The organism is Christensenella massiliensis (assembly GCF_040409835.1).
Classification (GTDB): domain Bacteria; phylum Bacillota; class Clostridia; order Christensenellales; family Christensenellaceae; genus Christensenella; species Christensenella massiliensis.
Map to the genome: position 1 here is coordinate 2,393,450 of NZ_CP117826.1, position 23,377 is coordinate 2,416,826.

Annotated in this window: 22 protein-coding genes and 1 tRNA gene; 19 read left to right on the top strand and 4 right to left on the bottom strand. The window is 47.4% G+C overall.

Features of this window, described 5'->3' with window-relative positions; translation table 11 throughout:
• The first annotated feature begins 54 nt into the window (after positions 1–54).
• The 5 genes from PUP29_RS11725 to PUP29_RS11745 all read left to right on the top strand — a co-directional run bounded on the left by PUP29_RS11725 (position 55) and on the right by PUP29_RS11745 (position 2,267).
• The gene (locus PUP29_RS11725; RefSeq protein WP_353423421.1) at positions 55–753 is read left to right on the top strand and encodes an amino acid ABC transporter permease; all 699 of its coding nucleotides are present in this window, start codon (positions 55–57) and stop codon (positions 751–753) included.
• Between the two features lie 5 nt (positions 754–758).
• A complete protein-coding gene (locus PUP29_RS11730) occupies positions 759–1,481 on the top strand; it encodes an amino acid ABC transporter ATP-binding protein (RefSeq protein WP_079545570.1) in 723 nt (240 codons plus the stop codon).
• 23 nt (positions 1,482–1,504) lie between these two features.
• A tRNA-Arg gene (locus PUP29_RS11735) sits at positions 1,505–1,581 on the top strand.
• A 104-nt stretch (positions 1,582–1,685) separates the two neighbouring features.
• The gene (locus PUP29_RS11740; RefSeq protein ID WP_066520103.1) at positions 1,686–1,991 is read left to right on the top strand and encodes a TnpV protein; all 306 of its coding nucleotides are present in this window, start codon (positions 1,686–1,688) and stop codon (positions 1,989–1,991) included.
• Between the two features lie 66 nt (positions 1,992–2,057).
• Positions 2,058–2,267 (top strand): hypothetical protein, encoded by a 210-nt coding sequence (locus PUP29_RS11745; protein ID WP_066520104.1) that lies wholly within the window; start codon positions 2,058–2,060, stop codon positions 2,265–2,267.
• Between the two features lie 65 nt (positions 2,268–2,332).
• Here PUP29_RS11745 and PUP29_RS11750 read toward each other — a convergent pair whose 3' ends face one another.
• A complete protein-coding gene (locus PUP29_RS11750; RefSeq protein WP_162938948.1) occupies positions 2,333–2,497 on the bottom strand; it encodes a hypothetical protein in 165 nt (54 codons plus the stop codon).
• A gap of 48 nt (positions 2,498–2,545) precedes the next feature.
• Positions 2,546–3,769 carry a plasmid recombination protein gene (locus PUP29_RS11755; protein ID WP_353423423.1) on the bottom strand — a complete coding sequence of 408 codons (1,224 nt, stop codon included), beginning with the start codon at positions 3,767–3,769 and terminating at the stop codon, positions 2,546–2,548.
• Between the two features lie 293 nt (positions 3,770–4,062).
• Between PUP29_RS11755 and PUP29_RS11760 the strand changes: the two genes are divergently transcribed.
• The 8 genes from PUP29_RS11760 to PUP29_RS11795 all read left to right on the top strand — a co-directional run bounded on the left by PUP29_RS11760 (position 4,063) and on the right by PUP29_RS11795 (position 14,161).
• Positions 4,063–4,530, top strand: coding sequence for a helix-turn-helix domain-containing protein (locus PUP29_RS11760; protein ID WP_066520107.1), 468 nt, complete (start codon positions 4,063–4,065; stop codon positions 4,528–4,530).
• Positions 4,531–5,122: 592 nt separating this feature from the next.
• A complete protein-coding gene (locus tag PUP29_RS11765; RefSeq protein WP_353423424.1) occupies positions 5,123–7,114 on the top strand; it encodes a LacI family DNA-binding transcriptional regulator in 1,992 nt (663 codons plus the stop codon).
• A 235-nt stretch (positions 7,115–7,349) separates the two neighbouring features.
• Entirely contained in the window at positions 7,350–8,165 is an 816-nt protein-coding gene (locus PUP29_RS11770; RefSeq protein ID WP_353423425.1) for a sugar phosphate isomerase/epimerase family protein, read from the top strand.
• 27 nt (positions 8,166–8,192) lie between these two features.
• A complete protein-coding gene (locus PUP29_RS11775) occupies positions 8,193–9,350 on the top strand; it encodes a Gfo/Idh/MocA family protein (protein ID WP_353423427.1) in 1,158 nt (385 codons plus the stop codon).
• 53 nt (positions 9,351–9,403) lie between these two features.
• A complete protein-coding gene (locus PUP29_RS11780) occupies positions 9,404–10,717 on the top strand; it encodes a substrate-binding domain-containing protein (RefSeq protein ID WP_353423428.1) in 1,314 nt (437 codons plus the stop codon).
• A gap of 89 nt (positions 10,718–10,806) precedes the next feature.
• Complete coding sequence (locus tag PUP29_RS11785; RefSeq protein ID WP_353423429.1) at positions 10,807–12,300, top strand: sugar ABC transporter ATP-binding protein; 1,494 nt, start codon at positions 10,807–10,809, stop codon at positions 12,298–12,300.
• Positions 12,281–13,240, top strand: coding sequence for an ABC transporter permease (locus PUP29_RS11790; RefSeq protein ID WP_353423430.1), 960 nt, complete (start codon positions 12,281–12,283; stop codon positions 13,238–13,240). The genes PUP29_RS11785 and PUP29_RS11790 overlap by 20 nt, the downstream gene beginning before the upstream one ends.
• A gap of 39 nt (positions 13,241–13,279) precedes the next feature.
• Positions 13,280–14,161 (top strand): alpha/beta fold hydrolase, encoded by an 882-nt coding sequence (locus tag PUP29_RS11795; RefSeq protein WP_353423431.1) that lies wholly within the window; start codon positions 13,280–13,282, stop codon positions 14,159–14,161.
• A gap of 142 nt (positions 14,162–14,303) precedes the next feature.
• On the opposite strand, the gene PUP29_RS11800 is transcribed toward PUP29_RS11795, so the two are convergent.
• Positions 14,304–14,690, bottom strand: a complete 387-nt coding sequence (locus tag PUP29_RS11800; protein WP_082771046.1) for a DDE-type integrase/transposase/recombinase — start codon at positions 14,688–14,690, stop codon at positions 14,304–14,306.
• Positions 14,691–14,972: 282 nt separating this feature from the next.
• On the opposite strand from PUP29_RS11800, the gene PUP29_RS11805 reads away from it, so the two are divergent.
• Genes PUP29_RS11805 through PUP29_RS11815 form a run of 3 tightly spaced genes read left to right on the top strand, consistent with a single transcriptional unit; the run spans position 14,973 to position 17,817 of the window.
• Positions 14,973–15,875 (top strand): Fic family protein, encoded by a 903-nt coding sequence (locus PUP29_RS11805; RefSeq protein ID WP_066520122.1) that lies wholly within the window; start codon positions 14,973–14,975, stop codon positions 15,873–15,875.
• A gap of 53 nt (positions 15,876–15,928) precedes the next feature.
• Positions 15,929–16,225, top strand: coding sequence for a hypothetical protein (locus tag PUP29_RS11810; protein ID WP_066520125.1), 297 nt, complete (start codon positions 15,929–15,931; stop codon positions 16,223–16,225).
• On the top strand, positions 16,222–17,817 hold the full coding sequence (locus PUP29_RS11815) for a recombinase family protein (protein WP_353423432.1): 1,596 nt from the start codon (positions 16,222–16,224) through the stop codon (positions 17,815–17,817). Before PUP29_RS11810 ends, PUP29_RS11815 begins: the two co-directional genes overlap by 4 nt.
• 631 nt (positions 17,818–18,448) lie before the next feature.
• Here the strand turns inward: PUP29_RS11815 and PUP29_RS11820 are convergent.
• A complete protein-coding gene (locus tag PUP29_RS11820; protein WP_079545568.1) occupies positions 18,449–19,459 on the bottom strand; it encodes a LacI family DNA-binding transcriptional regulator in 1,011 nt (336 codons plus the stop codon).
• A gap of 261 nt (positions 19,460–19,720) precedes the next feature.
• Between PUP29_RS11820 and PUP29_RS11825 the strand changes: the two genes are divergently transcribed.
• The 3 genes from PUP29_RS11825 (at position 19,721) to PUP29_RS11835 (ending at position 23,349) form a co-directional block, all read left to right on the top strand.
• Positions 19,721–21,226, top strand: coding sequence for a sugar ABC transporter ATP-binding protein (locus PUP29_RS11825; protein WP_079545566.1), 1,506 nt, complete (start codon positions 19,721–19,723; stop codon positions 21,224–21,226).
• A gap of 20 nt (positions 21,227–21,246) precedes the next feature.
• On the top strand, positions 21,247–22,284 hold the full coding sequence (locus PUP29_RS11830) for a sugar ABC transporter substrate-binding protein (RefSeq protein WP_079545564.1): 1,038 nt from the start codon (positions 21,247–21,249) through the stop codon (positions 22,282–22,284).
• A 69-nt stretch (positions 22,285–22,353) separates the two neighbouring features.
• Positions 22,354–23,349: an ABC transporter permease gene (locus tag PUP29_RS11835; protein ID WP_079545562.1), complete on the top strand. Its 996-nt coding sequence runs from the start codon at positions 22,354–22,356 to the stop codon at positions 23,347–23,349.
• The last annotated feature ends 28 nt before the right edge of the window (positions 23,350–23,377 follow it).

Genomic DNA, 23,377 nt, shown 5'->3' on the forward strand with positions numbered 1-23,377 from the left:
CACTTGGCGCAGGAAATAGCAGCTGATTGTATACGGCGAATGGAGTTTGGGGATATGTTTGACAATTTGGGACAGCAAGTTTACAATACATTGGTCGCAAACGACCGATGGACGATGTTCCTCGACGGATTGCTCGTTACTCTGATGATTGCGGGCATCGCAGTGCTGATGGGCGTTGTGATCGGTTCCTTTGTTGCAATTGCAAAGGTGAATGCGGCGCGTAATAAACGCCTGAAATGGCTGAATGTAATTTGCGATATTTATTTGACGGTGATTCGCGGAACGCCGGTGCTTGTACAGCTCCTGATCATGTATTATATCGTATTTGCTGCGGCCCCGATCGAGATGGCTCCTTATGTAGCCGCACTTGCGTTCGGTATCAACAGTGGCGCTTATGTGGCAGAGATCGTTCGTTCGGGGATCATGGCTGTTCCGCGGGGGCAAATGGAAGCGGGACGTTCGCTTGGCCTTACGAACGGTATGACGATGCGGACGATCATCTTTCCGCAGGCGATCAAGAATATTCTGCCCGCTTTGGGGAATGAGTTTATTGTGCTGTTTAAAGAAACGTCGATCGTCGGTTATGTCGCGGTACAGGATCTGACGCGTGCGGCAGAGCTGGTGCGTTCGCGGACGATGGACGCCTTTGTACCGCTCATTTTTATCGCTCTGGTTTATTTGGGCATCGTAATGCTGATTACATGGGCTTTGCGTAAATTGGAGAAAAAGCTTGCTCAGAGCGATGTGAGGTAGAACGAATGATTATTGTAAAGGAATTATGCAAACAGTTTCATAACAATATGGTTCTGAAAGGGATCGACGAACATATCGAACGCGGCGAAAAGGTCGTGATCGTAGGGCCGTCGGGCAGCGGAAAGTCTACGTTTCTGCGGTGCCTGAATATGCTTGAGGTCCCGACGAGCGGGGAGATTTGGTTTGAAGGCAAGCTTTTGACTGCGCCGGATACGGATATCGATAAGGTGCGCCAGAAAATGGGAATGGTATTTCAGCAGTTCAATCTGTTTCCTCACAAGACGGTTGGACAGAATATCATGCTTGCACCTTTGAAGCTCGGCCTGATGACTGAAGAAGAAGCGCAGGAACGTGCAGAATCCCTCTTGAAAAGAATCGGATTATCGGATAAAATAGATTCATATCCCTCTCAGCTTTCGGGCGGGCAGCAGCAGCGTGTCGCTATCGTGCGCGCGCTTGCTATGAATCCGGATGTGATGTTGTTTGACGAACCGACATCCGCGCTTGATCCTGAAATGGTTGGAGAAGTGCTTGATTTTATGCATGCGCTTGCCGACGAAGGGATGACGATGGTCGTCGTTACGCACGAGATGGGATTTGCGAAAGAAGTTGCGACCCGCTGCTTGTTTATGGATGAGGGAAAGATTCTTGAGCAGGCGCCGCCAAAGGAATTTTTCGGTTCGCCAAAAAATGCACGCTTGCAGGACTTCCTCTCAAAAGTGTTATAAGACTGCCTTTCCGGCAGTTTCATGTGCTCGTAGCTCAGCTGGATAGAGCGCAGGACTCCGACTCCTGAGGCCAGAGGTTCGAATCCTCCCGGGCACACCAAACCAAGATAATCCGAACCTGATCCCAATCGGAGAAGGGTTCGGATTTATTGTTTTCTTAGCGCCTTCTGAAGATAAAAAACCAATCAAACGGAGGCGTAAAAAATGAGCAGAATCAAAATCAATGAATCAAAAATCGGCAGGTACGGACGGATGCGGCTTGTATTCATCAAGGAGCACCGGAAAGATTTATACACAGAGCTTCTCTTTTCGGGTAGTCTGGAAGATTATCTATGTGAATTGAATAAGGAAGTGCTGGATCGGATATGGGAATATACCTGCCAGATTGCAAAAGAGCAAGGCATCGACGAAGAATTGAAAGCGCACGATCAAATGGCGTGGGTTGGAACGATGAATGCGATTAAAGCGCAGGCGGAGGAAGTTATCCTTAATGAGATAATCAGAGAATAATCCCCTATAATACGTAGATTGCAAGAACGATATGATATACTTATAATATAGGTGAGAGGATTAGATATGATGGAGAAATTCCAGATTGCTGTAGCAACATTACCCAAAAGCAGATTGGATATCCATCTGGATATTGATATGATAAAAGTGGCGTTGATATATGGCGATGAGGTAAAACTGTATAGTTTATCAGCCGAGTTTAGTACATATACACAAATAATATCGGGAATGAATAATGACCAATTTGGAGATTTCGAAGTGCTAAGGAAACTTTAACCTAAGTCAGAGTATCCAATGATAAGGCGGACGGTATCTATATGAATACCGGCCGCCAATTCATATTACCCGATTTTCTTTTTCTTTAATTTTTGTTTCCGCTTCCACTCCCGAAACTCTTTCTGACCTTCCTCGCTCTCAAAGAATCTTTGTATCTCCGGGAGCAGGCAGCGAGCCAGTGTGTCGATCTCGTACTGTGGTATTTTCTCCTCCTTTGCCTTCCTTACCATGTATCCCTCCGTATTCAGTTGTCAGACTCTATTCAGTTTTCAAGGTACTTACCGTATCGGGGCGTTATTGCGGCTGCGGCTTTCCCTGCGCATCTGCCGCTCCCGCTCCCGTTCCGCACGGTCTTTGGCAAAAATGTCTTCCAATAATTCCTTTACTCTTTTGGGCGCAATCTTCACCGCCCGAAAGAAATCCCGCGTACTCTCCCATAGCCGGTCAAAGTCTCCTCGCAGATCCCGCAGCTTCCATTCCTTCTCCGCCAGCTCCCGCCTCAATTCCGGGATTGTAGAGCGAGACACGATCCCCTCCTTGGCCAGCGTGAGCATCCCCTCAAATTCCTCCCCGGTCAGTTCCACCTTTCCGAAGATCTTCTTCTTTCCGGTATGTTCCAATTCATAAAAGGTCTTATATACCTCCCGTTTGGGCTCCAGTACCTGTTCGATCCTGTCCAGTTCCTGCTGCCGCATCCGCGCTTTCCGCTCCATTTCTCTTACTTTCTCCTGCTCCTGCCGCAACTTGTAATCCAGTACGGATAAGTGCTCCGCGGTGCTCCCGCGCACCCCGCGTTCAAAATCCGTATATCCCGCGTCCCTCATGTGTTCGTAGAATCTGTCCTGCAACAGGCTGTACGGATGTACCAGACGGGGCTTCCCCTTCCCGTCCCGTATCGTGTTTCCGCGTTCGTCCGTCATTTTCCTCGATCCCCATTTCTTGGAATGGCTGACCTGATGAACCACCTCCTTGACCTTGCCTATAAGGGCTTTGTCTCTGCACCGCTTTGTCCACCGGATCTCCTTTTCCACTACAGGGATATACACGACGTGCAGGTGGTAATGATATACGTCATATCCGTATTCGGCGGACAGGCTGCGGTTCCGCTCGTCCGCGTGCATGACCGCCGAGATAATGTACTGCTCGCCGCCCGCGATCTCTGCGGCGAGCTTGTATGCCTCCCGGTAGAACCTTACGGCATACGCATAGCCGCCGTGCCGCTCAAAGTACGCGGTGTTGACGTCGAATACCATCTCGTCGAATACGTTGGCGTCCTGCCTGAGTCCACGTGTGCTGACGACCTTGTCCTGTACCAGCCTGTCAAAGGCCTGCGCATAGGTCCCTTCGCACTTTTTGAAATATACATTGTTTCCGCTCCGCTCCGGTATGACGTCCGGGTTGCTGTACGATTCGTTCTTCCGCTCGTTGTGCCGCTCACGGATACCGATTGCTTTTTTCGTGTAAGGCTTGTTGCGCACGACGGTACGGTCTGGTTTGGGCATGAACTTCACCTTCCTTTCGCTGCGTGCCGCAGGGAGCGCCGGGAGAATACTTTGGAAAAGTATTTGACCCACTATGACACTTTCGTGCTCCGCTCCGAAAGCTGTCATGCGGGCTCTCCGAGGGCCCTGCGGGGCTGTATATCCGAGATAGACGCAAGTAGCAGTTCGCATATGAACTGCTCACGATATGATTCTATCAGTACAAATATGAACTGTCAATAAAAATATTTCAGAAGTGAACTGTTTATGATATACTGGTCACAGATAGTAACAACAAAAAGGAGAAAAAAGTAATGACGACAGGGGAAAAGATACGGAAATACAGACTGGAACGGGGGCTTTCCCAGAAGGAGCTGGGGCTGCGGGCAGGGATGAGCGAGCCCGCGGTACGCAACTATGAGCTGGGGAACCGTATCCCGTCGGTCAAGCGGTTGGAGGCTTTGGCGGGTGCGCTCGGGGTGAGCCGGTTCGCCCTGTCTGATCCGGACCTTGACACTTACATCGGGGTGATGCACGCCTTATTTTATTTGGAGGATACCTATGGACTGGAGCCGATTGACCGCAGCGGAGAGATTGTGCTGAAGTTCCCGATTGAAAATTCCCTTTATGAGGATGTGCGTTCATGGTGCAAAGAGCGGCAGGCGTTTGCGGAGGATAAGATTTCCCGCGAGGACTATGACGAATGGCGGCATACCTTTCCCAAAATACGGACGGAACGAAACATACGGGCTGTGCGTGAGCTGCAAAAGAAGCAAAAATAGCTTTGAGCCTTGTTCAGCTGCAAAAAACAACAAAAAAGAGAGGCGCGTGTCCTTTGCAAGCATCGCAAAAGTATATACTTTTGCAGCTTGTTAGGGACTATCGTCCCTATGACCCTAAGCGGATTAGCCGCTGATATAAACAAATAGTATTTCATATATTTTCGCAATTGATCGTATTGTTTTGTTATATAGGAATAAATAGAGATATATAATATTTTAATAACTTTTGATTTTGCATAGTTTAATTGAATCAATAATAAGTCTGCCCAAAATATAAATATGACTTTTTCTATTTTTAATATATTTAATATAATTTACGTAAATTGCACAGCTTTACGTAAATTATAGCAAAATATTTTCAACTGATTGATTTTATTAGGCTAAAAAGATTATGATATATACCAATATATACTAAAAAAACAGTTTGTATTGCGGCAGTCTGAATAACAGAAAGCAATCTGAACTTATAAATGATATATAGAAATTTGCATTTTATTTTTCAATGAAACAGTTTTCCTGCAAATACTAATGATTGTATCTATGATTTCAATCATGTCCATACACCATAAGAAAATTGATTGGGAGATAGATTTTGAATATTACAATAAAAGAGATTGCAAAAATGACGGGAGTATCGATTGCCACGGTATCCCATGTTATCAACAAGACCCGTTATGTAAGCCCGGAGCTGACGCAAAAAGTGGAAAGGGCCATTTATGAAACGGGATATATCAATAAAATACGAAAAAATCAATTCAAATTTGGAAGGCGATCCAGAATGGCATTTGTGCTGCCCACCACCAACAGTACCGTATATGCACAGCTTGCAAACACAATGACAGAGCTTCTTGCAAAAGAGGGATATATCCTTTCGACCTATGTTTCCCACGATAATGAAGAGTATGAAAAGCATATCCTGATGAATCTGCTTGCGGATAAAAATATTGCCGGTATCTTTTTGTCGCCTACGGTAAACGCGTCGCGGATATACACAAAGGTGAAGCGTTCCGGTATTCCTTTTATGTGCGTGGAGCGCAAGACGAAAGACGGCGAAATTCCAGCCATACTGTCTGAAAACGAAGAAGCGATGTTCAGGGGAACCCGCCACTTGATTCGCAGCGGGCATAAATTGATTGGTATCCTGCTCGAAGACTGCGACTTGATTCACTGCCAGGAGCGTCTTGCGGGATATAGGCGCGCGTTAGAGGAATATAAAGTCCCATTCGACAAAGGATTGGTTTGCAGAGTGGATCTTTACTGCCAGGAAGAGGAAAATATTTTTGAAAAAGCGCGTTTCGATACGCTCCCTTCTGCATTTATCGCGGCGGGAAACACTTTGACCCTAAAACTCCTGAAAAATGCGGACGATTACGGCTTGAAGTGCCCGGACGATATTTCTATTGTCGGCTTTGGAGATGATGAATGGAGCAGTATTTTTAACCCGTCGCTTACGATTCTCAGGCAGGATACCGCTAGCACTGCAAAGCGTGCGGTGGAGATGATGATGGAATTATTGAAAGGAAATCCTGCTGCGCAGACAGCGGTTCGCATGCCCGTCGGTTTTACGGTACGCAAATCCACGCGCGTCATCAATCGGGGGCCGTTTGGGGAAATTGCCGTTCCGCCTGAAAACATACTGGTCGATACGGCGGAAGAGGAATATTTAAAAAAGGAACAATTCAAGGTTGCCATCGCGTTCCACTGCACGGATACAGAATGGTCCCGGCTTCAGGAAACGGGGATCCGCGATACGCTTGCGCGCTATAACGTACAGGTCATTGCGGTGATGGACGCAAATTTTAATGCGCAGCTGCAGGTAACGCAGCTTGAGGCGCTTCGTATGCAGAAGCCGGATGCGATTATCGGCGTTCCGGTGGATGAAAACATTACGGCGGGCAAATTCAAAGAACTCTCCCGCCTGACAAAAATGATTCTTATTGGAAATATACCTCAAGGGATTGACAAGAATGATTATTATAGCTGCGTTTCAGTGAACGAGCGGGAAAACGGACAAAATGCAGGAAATATATTGGGGGAATATTTCAAGGAAAGAACGGATGTCAAGCTGGGCTTGTTAAATCATGGGCTGCCGTTCCACATGACGCGCCAACGGGATAATGCAGCCGAGCAGGTGCTGACAGAAAATTATACCAATTTGCAAATCGTATCGCGCAAAAATTTTTACCAAATTCAAAACGTATATGATACCTGCATGCAAATGATGCGGGAACACCCGGAGATTTCCGGGCTTTATGTGTCGTGGGAACGCCCGGCAATGGAGGCGATACGCGCCCTGCGTACGCTTGGAAGGACGGATGTCGCCATTTCCACGGTGGATTTGGATTTGGAAATCGCATCTTATATGGCCCGCGGGGAAATGGTGCGGGGCATAAGCGCGCAGCGCCCTTACGAGCAGGGCGAAGCAGCGGCAATGGTTACGATCCAGGCGCTTCTGGGGAAAAAAGGATATAAATTTGTGGGCGTGCAGCCGGTGGTGGTATACCCGCGCGAGTTGACGCGTTATTGGCGCGAAATCATCAGAAAACCTGCGCCTGAATTTCTGAAACCGCATAAAAACCGTTGAATTTACGTAAAAAAGGCATAAAAAATAGTGTTTTCCTGAAAAAAAGTTAAAATGGACAAAATTGCTTTCTTTATTTTTTTTGCTGCACTATAGTATACGTAAACAAAGGGAAAAACACAAAGATAAAACAACAAATGACGTACCCGCTATGGAAACGGAAAAACAAGATTTTCCGTAGCTCTGTTAATTTACGCTTTTTTAGCGCAATCGAAAAAAATAAAAAAGGAGAAAGCTTATGAAAATCACTTACTCGACAAATGCGTGGGGACCGGTTCTGGCGCACTGGGCCGCACCAAATTGTGTAAACGCCGCATATTACAGGTGCGGCGGCAAACTCGAACAGGCGCTGGCGGATATCGCGGAAGCAGGATTCGAATCGGTGGAGATATTTGATGGAGAATTGCTGGAGTTCGAGGGACGCAGCGAGCTTCTGGAAAAAATGCTGGAAAAGTACGGCCTTGCGCTAAAGGGCGTATATATCGCCTGTAATTTTATTTACGACGAGATACTGCCGGAAGAACTGGACCGTGTCCGCCGCGCCGCGCAGTTTGCGAAAAAACTCGGGGCAACAGAGATAGCCCTTGGGGGCGGCGCGATACGGTTTGACGGAATCAGGGAATCGGATTACGTAAAGCTGGGCGAAGCACTTGACAGGGTTTGTGACCTTGCAGACGCACTGGGGATGCGGGCGAGCTTCCATCCTCATATGGGGTCGCTGGTGGAGTCCCCGGTTCAGCTGGACAAGGTTATGCCGCATACACGTATTAAACTGTGTCCTGATCTTGCCCATGTAAAAAAAGGCGGCGGTGACCCGCTTGAGGTCGTAAAACAATATCTTGACCGGATCGAATACATCCATCTGAAGGACATTATGGACGACGGCATGTTCTGCCCTCTCGGAGTCGGGATACTTGATATAGATGCAATTGTGGAAACGCTCAAAAAAGCGCCGCACAGGATTGAGATCGCGATTGAATGTGATGGTTGGACGGGCGATCCGGCAGAAGGGGCGCGAATTACGTCAAACTATTTAAAAAAACAGGGGTTTTGAGAAAATAAAAATCGAAAGGAGAAAAAAATGAAGACTTATCAGGTAGGTTTGATCGGCGCGGGCTTTATGGCGAAAGCACATTCCATCGCATACGACGGGATGCCAATGTTTTTTTGGCCGGCGCCGGGTATGGCGGTCAAAAAGACCATTGCCGATTTGACGGAGGAATGTGCAAAAGACGCGGCGCAGCGGTTGGGATTCCAACAGGGGACGGCAAACTGGCGCGACATCGTGGACGACCCTGAAATAGATATCGTTGATATCTGCACGCCGAACAACGCGCATTGCGAAATCGCTGTGGCGGCGGCAGAGGCCGGAAAGCATATTCTGTGTGAAAAGCCGATAGCACGCACGCTCGAGGAAGCCGAAAAGATGCGCGATGCCGTCAAAAAGGCTGGCGTAATCAATATGCTTGCGTTCAATTACAGGCGGACGCCCGCGGTGCAGCTTGCAAAAAAATTGATTGACGAAGGTGCGATCGGGGCGATACTAGATTTCCGTGGGACATATTTACAGGATTGGTCGGCGGATCCGGATTCCCCGCTTTCCTGGAGGTTCCAGAAAAAGGTTTGCGGATCGGGCGCGCTTGGAGATATTGGGACGCATGTAGTCGATATGGCGCGGTTCCTCATCGGGGACTTTGCTGAGGTAAACGCACACGTCGCAACGTATATAAACGAGCGGCCGCTGCAAACCGGTTCCGCAGACAGTCTTGGAAATGTGAAAGGCGGCGGCGGGCCGAAAGGCAATGTTGACGTGGACGATCAGTGCTGCTTTATGATTAATTTCAAAAACGGCGCATTTGGCACGATAGAGGCGACAAGGAACGCATGGGGGCGCAACAATTTCATCACGCTGGAGATACATGGGACGGAAGGCTCTATTTATTTCAATTATGAACGCAGGGATGAATTGCAGGTATGCTTTGCGAGCGATGCCGGAGACCGCCGGGGCTTCCGTACGATTTATACCGGACCAGCCCACCCTTATGGAGAAGGCCTTTGGCCGATTCCGGCACTTGGGATCGGATATACGGAGACCAAGATCGTCGAATGTTACGATTTTATCAAGGCGATTGCGGAAAACAAGCAGCCATCCCCCAATTTTGAGGACGGCTACCAGATCGAGAGAATAAGCGATGCTGTCCTCCGGTCGGGCGTGAGCCGCGCATGGGAAAAAGTTTGAGTGAAATCAGTTTTTGGGATACCCAAAATCAATGGAAAACAAGGAGGAAAGAAATGAAAAAGTTAGTGGCAATCATCGTAGTGATTGTGATGGTTACGGCTGTTTTTACGGCCTGCGCCGAAACGACAGTTCCCGAAAGCTCTGCGGATATATCTGCGGAGCAGGCAACGCAGGAAGCGACAGAGACGGACTCCGAAGAAAGTGAAAGTGAAGCGGCGCCCGCAGAGGAAGGTGTAACGGAGCGCCTGGATGCAATGGCGGCGGAGTATGGATGGCAGCAGCCTTTTTGGTATGAGGAACCCAGTGAAAACACACTTAAAATGGCGGAATCGGCGCTTGACGGATCGGTTCTCAATTTTGGACCGAATGGAGAGGAAGCAGTTCTGGGAAGCGATTTCGTCGCAGCTGTAACGGAGGATCAGAAGAATCAGATCGAAGCCCTCGATGGAATGACGGCAGCACTGTGCATGCGGTGGACGGGCAGCTTTTGGCCGAATCAGCAGGTTGCAGGTATTACCGATACGCTTGCATCCTATGGAATCGAGGTGATCACAACGACAGATGCAAATTCGGACGACGTGACGCAGATATCCAATATTGAAGCGGCGATTGCAATGGAACCGGATCTTCTCTTTATCCATCCGACGAATGAAGCTACTCTCACGGATGTATGCAAAAAAGCGGTGGACGCTGGAATCAAAATCATATTCATGGATCAAGCGGTAGACGGACTCGAAGCGGGCACGGACTATGTTACAACAGTTACATGTGACAATCTTCTAAATGGTATGCGGCATGCCGATATCGTTGCACAGGCGTTGGAAGGCAAAACGGAAAAAAATGTTGGAATATTATATTACGCACCGCAGTTTACCGCAACCAACGATCGGTATGAAGGTTTTGTAACAAGATTAGCGGCAAAATATCCGGACATCAACATCGTGGCCATCGCGCCATTTGAGGATGCTTTGGATACGGAAGCACCTGCGGCTGCGCTGCTCACAGCGCATCCAGAGATCAATGCAATCTATACGGAGTGGGACGAACCAGCAATTGGCATTATCTCTGCGGCGCGCGCGGCAGGGCTTTCATCGGAGGATCTGGCAATCGGTACAGACCTCATGAGCGATGAAGTCGTGTTGGACTTAGCGCAGGGCGGATATGTAAAGGGGATCAGCACACAGGATCCTTATCAGCAGGGAGTTGCCGAAGCGACGGCGGGCGCGCTTGCTCTGATCGGTGCGGATGTACCGGCGTTTATTGAAGTTGTTCCAACCGTTGTTACTCGTGACAATCTTGCGGATATTTATGAAGAAGTATGCGGTGAACCTTTGTTTGAGGAAGCTGCAGAAGCACTGAAGCAGTAATTTGAAGCTGCGTAAGAAATCCAAATGGGACAAGGCGGAGCAGGGCATTCCCGATTCCGCCTTACAGCCCATTTTACAAGGTGGCAAAGATGAATGAAAACGTTTTGGAAATGCACGATATTGAAAAGCAATTCAACGGCGTTCCTGTCCTAAAAAAAATGAACTTTTCCCTAAGAAAGGGTGAAGTCCACGCCCTGCTCGGAGGCAACGGCGCCGGCAAGTCTACGCTGATGAAAATATTGAACGGTGTATATACCAAGGACGTAGGGCAAATACGGATTGATGGGCAGGAGGTCGAACTGCACAGTGCGGAGGATGCACACAAAAAGGGCATCGCGATGATCTACCAAGAATTCAGTTTGTTACCCGCCATGAGCGTTGCGGAAAATATTTACATTACGCGCGAGTGGAAAAAGGGTGGACTGATCGATGATAGAAAAAATATTAAAAAGGCTGAGGAACTGCTGAAATGGCTGGAAATTGACAAGATGGATCCCCGAGTTGCAGTCGAGTCGCTGGATGTTGGATACTGGCAGATGGTCGAGATTGCGAAGGCACTGGCTCAGGATGCAAAAATATTAGTTATGGACGAACCTACGTCTTCTTTGTCGAAAGCGGAAACAAAGGCGTTGTTTAAGGTGATCCGCCAACTCAAGGAAAAGGGGATTTCGATCATATATATTTCACACAGGATGGCCGAGGTTTTTGAAATTTGCGACAGGGTAACGATCCTGCGCGACGGAATCAACGTTGCAACGGTCGAAAGCAGCGATACTACAATGGAAGAGATTATTGATAAGATGCTGGATGTAGCTGCAAAAACCTCCTTTGAGCGTGTGGAAAGGAATTTTAAACAGTCTGGCGATCCTGTGCTGCGCGTAAGAGATTTTTCCTATGGCAATAAACTCACAGATGTCTCGTTTGACCTGTATCCGGGGGAAATACTGGGACTTGCCGGGCTGATGGGGAGCGGAAGAACGGAGCTTGTCGAATCCATCTTCGGCATAAGAAGAAATTGGACGGGAGAAGTTGTTGTGCGGGGAGAGCCTGTCAAAAGCAAAAAAGATGCGATGGATAAAGGAATTGCACTTGTCCCCGAAGACCGGCGGCAGGAAGGATTGATTTTGCAGCATAGTATCAAAAGTAATTTTATGTTGCCTAGCGTCCGGCAGATGAGAAAAGGACTTTTGATCAATGATAAAAAAGGGGCGGATATCGCTTGGGAATATATTGAAAAGCTGTCAATTAAAGCAGATAGCATCAAGCAGATGGTTATGTTGCTTTCCGGTGGGAATCAGCAAAAAGTCGTCCTAGGGAAATGGCTTGCACGTACCCCCAGGATCTTGATCCTAGACGAGCCGACTATTGGCGTCGATGTTGCGGCCAAAGCCGAAATCCTGCGTATCATAAGGCAGCTTGCCGACGAAGGCGTTGCGGTATTGATGATTTCATCGGAGTTAAGTGAATTGGTAGCGGCATGCGACCGGATATTGGTTCTGTACAACCGGACGATCAATAAAGAACTGTCCGGACGAGAAATTGAATCGGAGGAGGTGCTTCATCATGCAATCCAAGGTCTCTAGCAGAAGAAGCTTTGAATGGAGAAATTACATTGTATATTTTGTTTTCATCGGCGTTTTTCTGTTCTTTCTGTTTTCGATCGGTGATTCTGGTTTTCTAAAACCAAGCAACCTGTTGAGCATAGTCAGGACAACTACGATGACAACTTTGATTGCAGTTGCAATGACATTTACGATTGCGGCGGGCGAATTCGACCTCTCGGTTGGAGCGACGGCGGCTTTCGGCGCAATTTTTGCGGCTCTTGCAATCCAGGCAACCGGGAATACGTTTATTGGAATTTTAGCTGGTATCGCAGGGGGAGCACTCGTGGGCGCCGCCAATGGAGCGCTCGTTGCCGGTCTTGGCATACCATCGTTTATCGTAACAGTTGGTATGCAAATGGTGGTTCGAGGGGCAGATATGTGGCTTACTAATACTAAGCCGATCATCATAGGCGATGCGTTGTTTAACAATATTTTCGGACAGGCAAGTATCGGTCCCGTGCCAGTACTGGTGATATGGACGGTCGCGGCTTTGCTGTTTGGGCACGTTGTACTCAAAAAAACGTCTTACGGACGCGAGGTGCTTGCAACCGGGGCTAATAGAGTGGCGGCGGAGTTCTCCGGCGTTTCTACAAAAAAAATCAAATTTATGGTCATGCTGGTCATCGGAATCGTGGCGGCCATTTCCGGCATGCTTTCTGCAGGGCTGATGCAAACAGCGCGCAGCACGATTGGGGAGGGCGGCATTGAGCTAAACGCAATCGCTGCAGCGATTCTCGGCGGCGCCGCACTATCCGGAGGAAAAGGCTCGATCATAGGAACAGTGGTCGCATCGCTTTTGATTGGTGTAATCAATAACGGTATTGTAATCATGGGACTCAATATCGCACAGCAATCTATGGTGACAGGGGCAATTATCATTCTGGCAATCGCTTTTGGGGAAAAGCGTAAAAAAGTTTGAGCACAATCAGTTTAAAATAAAATGAAAAGGAGAAGAAACATGAAACAAGATATTTTGGACTTTAAAGGTAACAAGGTGACACATTCCCGCAAGACATGCAATGGAGTCCGCCTGCATTATTACACGGCAGGCCAAGGTCCAGCGCTGATCCTGCTTCACGGCGTTCCCAAAACCTCCTATTACTGGCGGAAACTCATACCTATCCTAACGGAGAAATACACGGTCGTATGCCCGGATCTCCGCGGGCTTGGGGATTCAAACCGTCCAAAAGACGGGTATGACATGATGACGATGGCAGACGACATCATATCACTGACCGACCAGCTTGGAATTGACAAGTTTTACCTTGCGGGAGAAGACTGGGGTGCGGCATGCGGATATTGTATAGCAAAGAAGTATCCTGACCGCGTAATGAAATTTGCCTATATCGAGATGCTCCTGCCCGGTTTCGGACTGGAAGAATGGTCTCATCTGACGCCGGAAAATGTGGAAGGTAACCGTTGGCTGTGGCACATCAATTTTTATAATGTGCCGGCATTTCCAGAGGCGCTGATTACGGGACGCGAACGGATCTATTTTGATCAGTTCTTAAAGAATGAGGCGCTGGACTGTAATATTCCAGATGATGCGATGGATGAATATATCCGATGCTATTCAAAGCCAGACGGCATCCGGAGTATGTGCGAAATTTACAGAGCTACATTCCAAGATGCGGAGTGGAATCTCGAAGCGGCCAAAGAAAAGCTAAAAATGCCGGTGTTGGCACTGGGAGGCAGAGAATTCATTTTCGAAGAAGTGGAACGTGAAATGAAACTGGTTGCAGAAGATGTCACCAGTGTTGTCCTCGACTATGGCCACCAGATGGCAGAGGAATGCCCAGAGCTTCTGGCATCGGAATTAGATCAATTTTTTGGAGAATAAAAGTTAGATAGGGCATCAAATTTGAAGCGCCACAAAAAGCAGACAATATTTTGAAGGGAAATTTGTTCATGCCCAAAAAACAGACACAAAGTTAAAAGCGGTTAAATCTTTATAGCTTCAAATTACGCCGGACTGAGCTAACCTAAAGCAGAATGTATGGGAATGTATGGTAGTAAAGTTCAATGTATTTGAAGATATCCATGCGGGCTTGTTCGGGATTGTCATACTTGACATCCTGAACAAGCCCTCTTTTTAGGATGCGGTAGAAAGATTCCATAATAGCATTGTCATAAGGGTTACCTTTTCGGCTCATGCTTTGCCGGAAGCCGCAGCGAATACACATAGACTGAAATCTGCGTACTGTAAATTGGCAACCTCTATCTGTATGAATAATCAATCCCTCTGGCGGATGTTTTCGGCAGATTGCTTGGGTAAGCACTGGTAAAACCAACGTATCCCGAACCATGGTGTCCATGATCCATCCAGTCACCTTACGGGAATAGATGTCAATAAAAACAACAAGATACAACCAGCCATGCTTTAATAGTTAATCTCTCTATAGTTTTTTGTACAATATATATGCTAAATCCACTACCCACTTGTAACTTTTTAGAATAGGCAGTATAATAAAATCTATACGGGAATTTTATATTATCTTTTCATAAAAGTAACAGATATTATTTGCAAAATAAAAATATACTTGAATATTTTCATAACTTAAAGAATATCGGCTAAAAACATAAAAAATAAAAAAATTATCAATATATTGCCGAATCCGTGGTATAATAAAAGCAGTGAATGAGGTACTGCTATGAAATTCTTATCGGTTGCGGAAACAGCTAAAAAATGGGATATATCTGAGAGAAGCGTGCGGAATTATTGTGCGAACGGAAGAATACCGGGGGCGTTCCGAAAAGGAAAGACGTGGAATATCCCGGAAAACGCCGTGAAACCCAAACGCGCCAACAAGAAAAAAGAAACGATGCAGGTACTTCTGGATATTTTGCGTGCGGAAAAAGATTCCGGTATGAGAGGGGGTATCTATCATAAGATACAGATCGACCTGACATATAATTCAAACCATATGGAAGGCAGCAGACTCACCCACGACCAGACGCGGTATATTTTTGAAACGAACACTATTGGCGTCGCAGAGGATGGGATGAATGTAGACGATATTATCGAGACGGTCAATCATTTCCGCTGTATCGATATGGTGATTGAAGACGCGGGAAAAATGCTCAGCGAAAGATGGATTAAAGAACTTCATCAGACCTTAAAGAATGGAACGAGCGACTCGCGGAAAAGCTGGTTTGCAGTTGGGAAATATAAACGGCTGCCGAATGAAGTCGGAGGAAAAGCAACGACGCTGCCGGAAGATGTAGAAACAGAGATGAATTCCCTGCTCAAAAAATATAGGGCAATCGAATCGCCGACGCTGCATGATATAATAAACTTCCATGTACGCTTTGAATTGATCCATCCGTTTCAGGACGGAAACGGGCGTGTGGGGCGGCTTATCCTGTTCAAAGAGTGTTTGAAGCATAATATCGTTCCCTTTATCATCGATGATAAATTAAAAATGTTTTACTATCGGGGATTGGCCGAATGGCATCATACAGAGGGATATTTGACCGATACCTGTCTTGCGGCGCAGGATACATTCAAACAGTATCTCGATTATTTCCGCATTGGCATTGGCTATATGGGTTGAAAGGCGATTGCACAGCCAGATGATTTCTAAAGGACAAAAGCGGGAGGAAAATCATGAACTCAATCAGCAAAAGGATCACTTTGCCCTGCGATTGCAAATGCTGTACGTTTGTGATCGAGAAGACGGTGTGGGAAGAAGGAGACATCGGTTATAATATTTCGATTCAGGATTCCAGATATGATCACAATTATAATACCGTGTGGGAACGAATAAAACGAGCGGTAAAAATTTTATTCGGCAAGCCGATTTATTACAATGACGTTTATTTGGACGGCGAGGAAACTTTCCGAAATCTGGTAAAGGATATGGGCGAATTGGCGAAATCGAATCCGGAGGAATCGAAGCAATGAACGGAGTGATCTATGCGCGGTATTCCTCGGACAACCAGCGCGAGGAATCCATTGAAGGACAGATTCGCGAATGTATGGAGTTTGCAGAAAAACAGGATATCAATATTCTTGGAACATATATTGACCGGGCACTTTCGGCTAAAACGGATAACCGGCCGGATTTCCAGCGAATGATAAAGGACAGCACAAAGGGGCTGTTTGATGTGGCGATCGTATGGCGGCTCGACCGCTTCGCGCGCAACCGCTACGACTCCGCCCATTATAAGATGATCCTGCGGAAAAACGGCGTGAAAGTCGTTTCAGCACGGGAGAGTATCGCAGAGGACTCGACAGGTATCCTGTTGGAATCGGTTTTAGAGGGATATGCAGAATTCTTTTCGGCAGAGCTTTCCGAAAAGGTCAGGCGCGGCATGAAAGAAAATGCGCTGAAATGCAAATCTAACGGGTGCAGTATACCGATGGGATATGTGGTCGACAGCGAACGGCATTTTCAGATCGATCCAGTTGCTGCCCCCATTGTGCAGGAAGTTTTCAACCAATATGCGGAAGGTGCAACAATGAAAGAGATCGCGGACGGGCTGAACGCTAAGGGGATCCGTTCTTCAAGAGGCGGACCGATTTCTTTGAATATCATTTCCCACATGCTGAAAAACAGGCGGTATCTTGGCGAATACCGCTATGGGGATATCGTAACGCCGGGCGGGATGCCTGTGATCATTTCAGAAGAATTGTTTGAACGTGCGCAGGAGCGGATGAAGCAGAACAAGAAGGCTCCGACAAGACACAAGGCGGAGGACGATTATCTGCTGACGACAAAGCTGTATTGCGGAAAGTGCGGAGCCTTTATGGTGGGGGAAAGCGGTACGAGCCATACGGCGAAGATCTATCGCTACTACAAATGCACGAATACCAAGCAAAGAAAGACCTGTGATAAAAAAGCTGTGCAAAAGGACTGGATCGAGAACTTTGTAGTCAGCCGCATTATGCAGGAATTGATGCATGACGACGAACTGGAACGGCTGATCGACGCGCTGTTGAATCTGCAATCCAAGGAGAGCAGGGAGCTTCCTTTGCTGGAACGGCAGCTTGCGGAAACGGAAAATGGGATACGAAATTTGCTGGACGCGATCCAGCAGGGACTTTTGACAGAATCGACAAAGGAAAGGCTGCGGGAACTGGAGGAAACGAAAAGCAAACTGCAAACGAGTATCCTGCAGGAGAAGATACGGCATCCTTTATTGACGAGGGAGCAGATATCCTTTTTCATCTATCGTTTCCGGGACAGCGATATCACGAAACGGGAGCAGAGACAGAGGCTGATAGACAGCTTCGTCAACGCGATTTATTTATATGACGATAGGATCGTCATCACATTAAATTATACGGAAGGTGCAAAGACCATTTCCCTTCGGGATATAGAGGGTTCGGATTTATTGAAAGAGGCTACACCACGTCGCGGCAAGTTCCGCGATTTCCAAGCCCTCGCTTTTGCGAGGGCTTTTTCATGCTCTACTGCCGCTCCTTTTCCCCACGCGACCCGCTTCGCTGGGCTCGCGCGGGGCCCCGTTTTTAGCTGCATCTATTTTGTATGAACGACACACGTCGCATCAAGCGACCTTGACATGACCCCATCGCTTTTGCGATGGGGTCATTGTCTTATGCCGCTGATGCTCCCTTTCCGAGAAAGGTCATGCTTGCTGCGGCTATGCCCTTGTAACTATGCCCTTGTAAACGCGGGCATAACGCCTCCGCTGTGCTACCAACTTTTCTCGGTTCCGAAATCAATAGTTTAGATCATATTCGATAAGCGTAAGTGGTTTATATCCCGAAAACAAATATCCATTCCGTAAGACTCTACCAAATACCATTCCATGCGCAGAGCGCACGGGATGGTATTTTTTATGAGGGAGAGATTCGAGCCTTCGAAGGTTCATGCAAGCGCGAGCAGAATGCGAAGCGGGCGCTATCCTTTCGAGTGCACCATGTTGCATCAAATCTTAAATAAAATTGGACATGAGTCTTTTTTGAGATAATGGGCATGACACGAGAAGAATATTACCGTTAACATTATTGGATTGGCGTTTGGTTACTTTATAGACCACAAGATGATCAATTGCATATATCCATTCCGGCATACTAAACAAGTAAGTATTAAATAAAGCCTCCGTGAATATTTTCGCGAAGGCTTTGCCGTTTTTGAAACGCTTTGTGAAAGGCGCGGCATTATTGTGTGGAATCGCGCACGATAAATTCCGAATTCACCCAAACCTGACGGGAAGCGAGGGACGGATCATTGATTTTATCAATCAGGATATTACAGGACTGATAGCCGATCTCATAGCACGGCTGATTCACTGTCGTGATCGCCGGGTCGGTCATGGTAGATACGTCGGTGTTGTCAAAGCCGATAATGGCAAGATCCTGCGGAACAGATATCCCAAGATGCTTCGCCTCTTTCAAAACTGCTGCGGCAAAGGTATCCGTAATGGCGAAAAAGGCATCGGGCGGATCCGGCATGGAAAGGATTTGCCGGGCTGCGTTACGCGCCAGATTGTAATTGAAATCAGAAACGGAAATATGAGTGATATATTCCGGGCAGACCGGGATACCGGCCTGCTTCAGCGCATCTAAAAATCCTTGCTCCCGTCGGACTGTGAAAGGCATAGAGAGGTCACCGTTCAAAAGGGCAATTTTTTTGCGCCCCAGCGTGATCAGATATTCCACTGCCGATTTGACCGCTGCATAATCGTCGATCCCAACGCTGGAAATATTTTCGGTCTGATACTGCTCAAAGCTTACGACCGTAGGGAAACGCGCTGCAATAAAATCTGTAAGCTCGCTGCCACCTACGATCTGTTGGAAAATAAAGCCCGCAACAGGAAGTTCCTTTATCATATATTCAAATTCAATACGGTCGTAGGCGTTGTTGAAGCAATTATATTGAAGAACGTGAAAGCCTTTGCTGTTCGCACAGGTATTGACGCCATTGATAAACGGGCTGATGAGAGGGTTGGCGTCGTTGGTCACGACAGCAATGATCAGATTACCGTTTTGCTTTTTGAATTTACTAAGCAGCGTGCCGTTCGTATCCACCGATTGGATCACGGCCATCACCTTTTTACGCGTCTCTTCCTTAACGTTTCCCTTATTGTTCAATATCCGGGAGATCGTAGCAATGGAAACGCCGGACATAGCTGCGACGTCAGAAATCGTAATGTTATTTTCCCTTGCCATAAGGCACTCCTAAATCTGTTTTTTTTTTCATTATAGCACAAAATTGAAAAAAATCAAACAAAATATGTAAATTTACAGAAAAAGAATAAAAAATTTGCAATTATGTACTTGACAACTTGTTTTTTGTTGTCTATAATAAGCCTATAAGAAAATTTACATGAAAATATATAAATTTTTTCAGAAAATTATTCAAGCGTTTAAAAATAAATAATGAATAGAAAGATCCTGTATTCTAAATTTATGTGAAATAGGAGAGCGGTAATGGAAACTATTTTAGAGATGAAGAAAATCACAAAAATATTTCCCGGAGTAAGGGCGCTTGACGAAGTCGATTTCAATCTTCGCAAGGGAGAGATCCATGCACTGATCGGAGAGAACGGTGCCGGAAAGTCAACATTGATGAAAGCCCTGCTCGGAATGTATGAAATCGACGGCGGGGAAATATGGTTCAAAGGGAAAAAGGTGAATTTTAAAGGACCGAATGACGCTCTTCATGCAGGTATCTCTATGATCCATCAGGAGATCAGCCTCGTGCAGACGATGTCTGCCGCTGAAAATATCTGGATGGGGCGGACCGGACGTTTTACAAAAATGGGTATCATCGACCATAAACAGCTCATGCATGAAACGCGCGAGCTTTGCGGCAGACTGGGGATACAGATCGATCCGGCGGCGACAGTAGAGACGCTGAGCGTCGCAAATATGCAGTTGGTTGAGTTGGTGCGGGCTGTTTCCTATAACGCGGACGTGATCGTAATGGACGAGCCGACCTCGGCTCTCACAGACGCTGAAATAGAGCTTCTGTATAAAATCGTGCGGGACCTTGCGGCACAGGGGACTTCTATCATCTTTATTTCACATAAGCTGGAGGAGATTTTTGAGATATGCGACCGGATCACGATCATGCGCGACGGCCAGTATATTGATTGCAGGGATACTACGGATATCGACAATGATGAGCTGATCAAACTGATTGCAGGCCGTGAGATCAATAATATTTATACAAAGGACCATTTTGAAAAAGGCGATATTGCCCTTGAAGTGAAAAATTTATCGAGTACAGGAACGTTTCGGAATATCAGCTTTGCAGTACGAAAGGGAGAAATCCTCGGTTTCTGCGGCTTGATGGGCGCGGGCCGTTCAGAGATCATGCGGGCAATTTTTGGAATAGATCCGTATGATTCAGGCGAGATCCTGATAAACGGGAAGAAGGCTGTGATCAAAAACCCGCAGGACGCAATCAAAAATGGAATTGGTATGGTGACGGAGGACCGCCTGAGGCAGGGGGCGATCCATTCTCTGGATATTAAAACAAATATGTCTCTGCCCTTTCTCCCGCAGCTGAGCAAAATGGGCTTTGTCTATGATGCAAAGGAAAGGGAACAGTGCGAACAGATGGCAAAAAAGATGTCGGTCAATATGGTATCGTTCGCAAACAATATCGGTTCGCTTTCCGGCGGGAATCAGCAAAAGGTCATCATTGGCAGATGGCTGCTTATGGACCCGGATATACTGATATTGGACGAACCCACGCGGGGGATCGACGTAGGTGCAAAATCTGAGATCTATAAGATCATGAACGATCTGGCAAAGCAGGGCATGGCAATCATTATGGTCTCGTCTGAAATGCCGGAGATCCTCGGAATGAGCGATAGGATCGCTGTCGTCCGGGAGGGAGAGATCGTATGTATCATGGAAAATGAAGGACTTGAGCAGCAAACATTGCTTGCACACGCCTTTGGCGTTGCGAATAAAATAAGCGAATAAAAGAGGAGGATTCACAACAAATGAAAACAATGAAAAAAGTCCTGACGATTGCGGTCATCGCGATCATGGCATTTTCGCTCTTTGCGTGCAGTTCAGGCACGCCTGCGGCTGAAGAACCGTCCGGTGAAGCGACAGGGACCGAAGAGACTGCATCAGCCGGTGCTGAAGGCGCGGGCGAAAAAGAAACGCTGACGATTGGCTTCTCGTGGAGATCATTAGATGAAGGCATGACGGTATGGTGGGACGGTACGGAAGCGGCCATCAATGAATATAATGAAGGCGATAATCCGTATACGATCGAATATTTCTTTACCAATGCAGAAAGCGGTGTAGATAAGCAGATATCCGATGTGGAATCCCTCATTGTGCGCGAACCGGACGTCATCTGCATTCAGGCAGTGGACGCGAACGGATCAGTTCCGGCTTATGAAGCGTGCGTAGAAGCGGGCATTCCGGTCATTGACTTTGGCTACAATGTCAACTATGACCAATGCACGACAGTATATAAAACAATAGACCATTATAAGGCAGGAGAATTGCAGGCTGAATGGGTGAACGATTATCTGGAGGAAAATCCGGACGAAACACTGCAGGTAGGCTATATTTTAGGCCTCGCAGGCGTTGAAGATATGACGGTCAGAATGAACGGCTTTGTAGAAAATGTAAATCCGGATAGGGTAGAGGTCGTTGCTACAAAGAACTGCGATTTTCAGGCGTCGCTTGCACAGTCGACCGCAGAAGACTGGATGCAGGCATTCCCGGAAATGAACGCGATCGTTGCATGCAACGATGAGATGTGCGTGGGTGCACTGCAGGCATTCAAATCCGCCGGCGCACCCGTGATCGCGCTCGGTCTTGACGGCGGCGCAAGTGCGCTGCAGGAAATATCAGAAGGAAACATGGCGGCGACGGTAGCATTTGACTTTGAAGTAATGGCAACTGAGGGCGTGAACCTTGCGATAGGAGTGGCCTCCGGCGAATATACGGACCCGGTTTTCGATATCACTCAGAGTGCGGCGGTATTGATCGATGCGTCCAATGTACAGGAGTATCTATAAGTGTTCGGCAAATAATCAGGAAATGAAAGGCGCGGCGGCATAATCCGCCGCGCCGGTAAGGTGAGAATTATGGAAAAAACGTTACTGACGAAAAACAGGAATAACCCATTTGCTAATTTTTTTACAAACTATAAGTGCGTATTTATTTTCCTCGTAATATTTGTAGTACTGTCGATCTGTTCAGATGTATTCCTCTCGAGCCGTAACCTGATGAATCTGGTGCGCCAGATTGCCGCGTCCTCCATTCTGGGCGTAGGGTTTACGTTAGTCGTTGCCTCCGGGAATATCGATCTGTCGGTGGGCACGATGATTGGCATGATTGGCGTACTGACGGCCCTGCTCTCTAAAATACCGGGGATGCCGATGATCGCCGTGCTGCTTGTGGGCATAGCCGTCGGGCTGGGCGCGGGTGCATTGAATGCATTCTTTATCAATCTCTTCAATCTCCCGTCGTTTATCGTGACGCTGGCAAATATGTCGATTTTTGAGGGCATCTGTTATCTGTCGGCAAACAGTACCCCGGTCTCGCAGCTGCCGGAATGGTATGAAGAGATCGGACAAGGGTATTTTCTTGAAATACCGGTGCCGGTTTGGATCATGATAGCCGTTGCAGTCGTGGGAACGATCATTGTTACAAAAACGGTCTTCGGAAGAAATGTTCTCGCGCTGGGCGGGAATAAAGAGGCGGCACGCGTGTGCGGCGTCAATACGACGAAGGTGATGTATGGCGTGTTTATGATGATGGGCATCTGTGCGGCAATTACGGCATTTGTTATCACCGGGCGGTCTGCGTCAGCACAGACGAGTGCGGGACAGGGCATGGAACTCGACTCCATCGCAGCTGTCGTTATCGGTGGAACTCCGCTTTCCGGCGGCCACGGAAGTATAATCGGAACAGTGGTTGGCTGCCTGATCGTTGGCTCTATCAATAATGGGCTGAACCTGCTGAACGTAGACTCCAACTGGCAGCTTATCGCCAAGGGGCTTCTGATCCTCGGTGCGATCATTCTCGACGCACAGAGTGCGAAACTGAGTGCCAAGGCATTAAAGAAAAAGATGGCATAACGGGTGGGATCAGACAGGAGATGCTCAA

Bases quoted from the DNA above. Each gene is read 5' to 3' on its own strand.
- PUP29_RS11830 (WP_079545564.1), top strand. From the start codon at position 21,247: ATGAAAACAATGAAAAAAGTCCTGACGATTGCGGTCATCGCGATCATG.
- PUP29_RS11780 (WP_353423428.1), top strand. From the start codon at position 9,404: ATGAAAAAGTTAGTGGCAATCATCGTAGTGATTGTGATGGTTACGGCT.
- PUP29_RS11745 (WP_066520104.1), top strand. From the start codon at position 2,058: ATGATGGAGAAATTCCAGATTGCTGTAGCAACATTACCCAAAAGCAGA.
- PUP29_RS11835 (WP_079545562.1), top strand. From the start codon at position 22,354: ATGGAAAAAACGTTACTGACGAAAAACAGGAATAACCCATTTGCTAAT.
- PUP29_RS11770 (WP_353423425.1), top strand. From the start codon at position 7,350: ATGAAAATCACTTACTCGACAAATGCGTGGGGACCGGTTCTGGCGCAC.
- PUP29_RS11810 (WP_066520125.1), top strand. From the start codon at position 15,929: ATGAACTCAATCAGCAAAAGGATCACTTTGCCCTGCGATTGCAAATGC.
- PUP29_RS11750 (WP_162938948.1), bottom strand. From the start codon at position 2,497: ATGGTAAGGAAGGCAAAGGAGGAGAAAATACCACAGTACGAGATCGAC.
- PUP29_RS11790 (WP_353423430.1), top strand. From the start codon at position 12,281: ATGCAATCCAAGGTCTCTAGCAGAAGAAGCTTTGAATGGAGAAATTAC.
- PUP29_RS11725 (WP_353423421.1), top strand. From the start codon at position 55: ATGTTTGACAATTTGGGACAGCAAGTTTACAATACATTGGTCGCAAAC.
- PUP29_RS11775 (WP_353423427.1), top strand. From the start codon at position 8,193: ATGAAGACTTATCAGGTAGGTTTGATCGGCGCGGGCTTTATGGCGAAA.
- PUP29_RS11795 (WP_353423431.1), top strand. From the start codon at position 13,280: ATGAAACAAGATATTTTGGACTTTAAAGGTAACAAGGTGACACATTCC.
- PUP29_RS11785 (WP_353423429.1), top strand. From the start codon at position 10,807: ATGAATGAAAACGTTTTGGAAATGCACGATATTGAAAAGCAATTCAAC.
- PUP29_RS11730 (WP_079545570.1), top strand. From the start codon at position 759: ATGATTATTGTAAAGGAATTATGCAAACAGTTTCATAACAATATGGTT.
- PUP29_RS11740 (WP_066520103.1), top strand. From the start codon at position 1,686: ATGAGCAGAATCAAAATCAATGAATCAAAAATCGGCAGGTACGGACGG.
- PUP29_RS11815 (WP_353423432.1), top strand. From the start codon at position 16,222: ATGAACGGAGTGATCTATGCGCGGTATTCCTCGGACAACCAGCGCGAG.
- PUP29_RS11825 (WP_079545566.1), top strand. From the start codon at position 19,721: ATGGAAACTATTTTAGAGATGAAGAAAATCACAAAAATATTTCCCGGA.
- PUP29_RS11755 (WP_353423423.1), bottom strand. From the start codon at position 3,769: ATGCCCAAACCAGACCGTACCGTCGTGCGCAACAAGCCTTACACGAAA.
- PUP29_RS11820 (WP_079545568.1), bottom strand. From the start codon at position 19,459: ATGGCAAGGGAAAATAACATTACGATTTCTGACGTCGCAGCTATGTCC.
- PUP29_RS11805 (WP_066520122.1), top strand. From the start codon at position 14,973: ATGAAATTCTTATCGGTTGCGGAAACAGCTAAAAAATGGGATATATCT.
- PUP29_RS11760 (WP_066520107.1), top strand. From the start codon at position 4,063: ATGACGACAGGGGAAAAGATACGGAAATACAGACTGGAACGGGGGCTT.